Origin of the sequence: Deinococcus sp., assembly GCF_018260405.1 — a bacterium.
Lineage (GTDB): Bacteria > Deinococcota > Deinococci > Deinococcales > Deinococcaceae > Deinococcus.
Map to the genome: position 1 here is coordinate 1 of NZ_JAGLBG010000184.1, position 2,209 is coordinate 2,209.

The 2,209-nt window shown below is 57.5% G+C and carries 2 protein-coding genes and 1 pseudogene; 2 read left to right on the forward strand and 1 reads right to left on the reverse strand.

Features of this window, described 5'->3' with window-relative positions; genetic code table 11:
- Nucleotides 1-484 precede the first annotated feature (484 nt).
- Both infC and QZ269_RS12850 read left to right on the forward strand, forming a co-directional pair.
- The gene (gene infC, locus QZ269_RS12845) at nt 485-1,168 is read left to right on the forward strand and encodes a translation initiation factor IF-3 (RefSeq protein WP_291427092.1); all 684 of its coding nucleotides are present in this window, start codon (nt 485-487) and stop codon (nt 1,166-1,168) included.
- Between the two features lie 121 nt (nt 1,169-1,289).
- Complete coding sequence (locus QZ269_RS12850) at nt 1,290-1,544, forward strand: glutaredoxin domain-containing protein (RefSeq protein ID WP_291427093.1); 255 nt, start codon at nt 1,290-1,292, stop codon at nt 1,542-1,544.
- 82 nt (nt 1,545-1,626) lie between these two features.
- Here QZ269_RS12850 and QZ269_RS12855 read toward each other — a convergent pair.
- A pseudogene (locus QZ269_RS12855) lies at nt 1,627-2,209 on the reverse strand (hypothetical protein); the annotation flags it as partial.

Here is a 2,209-nt window from a genome sequence, read left to right on the forward strand (position 1 = left end):
CGCCCAGTCCGTCCGTCAGTAGAACTTCAAGTTCCGGATTCCGGGCGGCCTGCGGGCCATAGGTATAGGCCGAGGCTGGCCTGAGAGGGCTGGGTGAAGCGGGCAGGTCACTCATCTGTTACAGCATGGCAGAAGAGCATGGAGCGTGGTAGAGAACTAGCGCGGGAAGAGTGGGGGAGGGCCGCTGGCGATGCCTGGTTTTCCGGCGTGGGTCATCAGTTATGATACGGACTGCCGATTGAACCGGGCAGTTTCAGAGTTGCTCCGGGCAGAGGCGAGAAGGAAACATACGGGGCGGTACGTCGGTGCAGGCGGTGCTCTCTTGGGCAAAACGGCACCCAGGAAGGGCAGGTCAGGGTGTGGCGGCGGGCAGATGTGCCTTTTGCCAAGAGCGGGACTGGCCCTTACGTGGTAAACTGAAGACTGCCTGTTTATAGAGCAGGTCAGCCGCCCTTGACACCAGTGTGTGTGGGGCGCGGCGGAGGTGATGAACATAGCGAAAGAACACAAGGTCAACGAGCAGATTCGTGTCAGGCAAATCAGGTTAATCGGCGGCGAAGGTGAACAGATCGGGATTATCGATACCCGCGACGCCATGCAAATGGCCCGTGAGCAGGGGCTTGATCTCGTCATGGTCAGTCCTCAGGCTGTACCGCCCGTCTGCCGCCTGCTCGACTATGGCCGGTTCCGCTACGAACAGCAGCAGAACGAGAAGGAAAACCGCAAGCGCGTGCGTTCGCAGGAAGTCAAGGCTATCAAGTTCCGCGTGAAGATTGATTCCAACGACTTCAATACCAAAACCGGCCATGTGCGCCGTTTCCTGCTCGAAGGCCACAAGGTCAAGGTCACTATCATGTTCCGTGGCCGTGAACGCACTCACCCGGAACTGGGCGAGCGCATTCTGGTGCGTGTGGCCGAAGCTCTGGCGGATGTCGGTGCGCCCGAAAGCAACCCGAGCATGATGGGCATGGACATGAACATGATCATGGTGCCCAAGGCTGCTCCTGCCCCCAGAAAAGAGCGTGCAGAAGGCGATCAGGCGGCCCCAAGTGCCGAATCTGAAGCTGTCGCTGCCACTTCTGGCGTGGCTGCCCAGGATGCGGAACAGATCACGGCTCCTGCGCCGACGGAACAGACCGGGCCGGTTGCGGCTAGCGCTCAGGGTTGATCGCTGACTCCCGTTTTCTAAATCTAAATACCGCCTTTCCAAAAGGCCAGACGGCTCACCCTTGCGGTGGGCTATTTTTATGCTCATTGCCTTTTGATGCTTTATTTTGTAAACTGAGCTTATGATCAAGATGTATACGACAAGCTGGTGCCCCGATTGCCAGGTGGCCAAGCAGGCACTGACCAAAAAGGGCATTCCCTTCGAGGAAATCAATATTGAGCAAGATGAACAGGCCGCTGAACTGGTCATGAGCGTCAATGGTGGCCGCCGCAGTGTGCCGACCCTGGTCAGCGGCGACGTGGCGCACAGTCTCAGCGGGTTTCGCCCCCAGAAGCTGGACGCTTTTCTGGCTGAGGCTGGCCTCCAGAGCATTTGATTACGGATTGCGCTCGACTCCAGCACGGTCGGGACGTGGGCAGGCTTGCTCAAGCGAGTCCGTTTTGCCCAAGAAGCGGGCCTTATGGCCTGATAAAAGTCATGAGAGACGCTGTCACAGGAGTCAGACCTGGTGGAGCACGAGTCGATCTGACCGGGTGAGGGTCAGACCCACTTGGGACGGCGAGGGTTTTTAAGATAGGAAATCTACGTGACAGACGCGATAAGATAGCTCGTCTCCCCAACTGGAAGTAGCTCAAGCGGCGCTCTTTATGAGCGTCAACAGTACGGCGCTCCTCGTCAGACTCCAGCGAGGTTCCCTCGCTGAATAGGAAGACAGCCGCTAATGCCAGCAAAAAAATCAGGCCACTGAGCGCCGCCGTATCCCGGAAATGTGAGGCTTCCAGGTCAAAACCAGCACTTTTCAAGTCCTTGAAACCAGCCTCAATCTGAAATCGCTCGGCATACTCGTCAAAGATGCCCGGACCACAGGGATGATTACTTACCACGAACCAGGGTTCACGTGCTCCAAGTGCATGGTAAGCAGCGAGGCTGACCGGCCCGTATCTGTCTGCCGTGATGTAGACGTCATTCAGAACGACCTGCTGACCATGCTGACTGAGTTGCTCTCTTACCTTGCCCAGGGCTTTGCCCTGGGCGTCATAC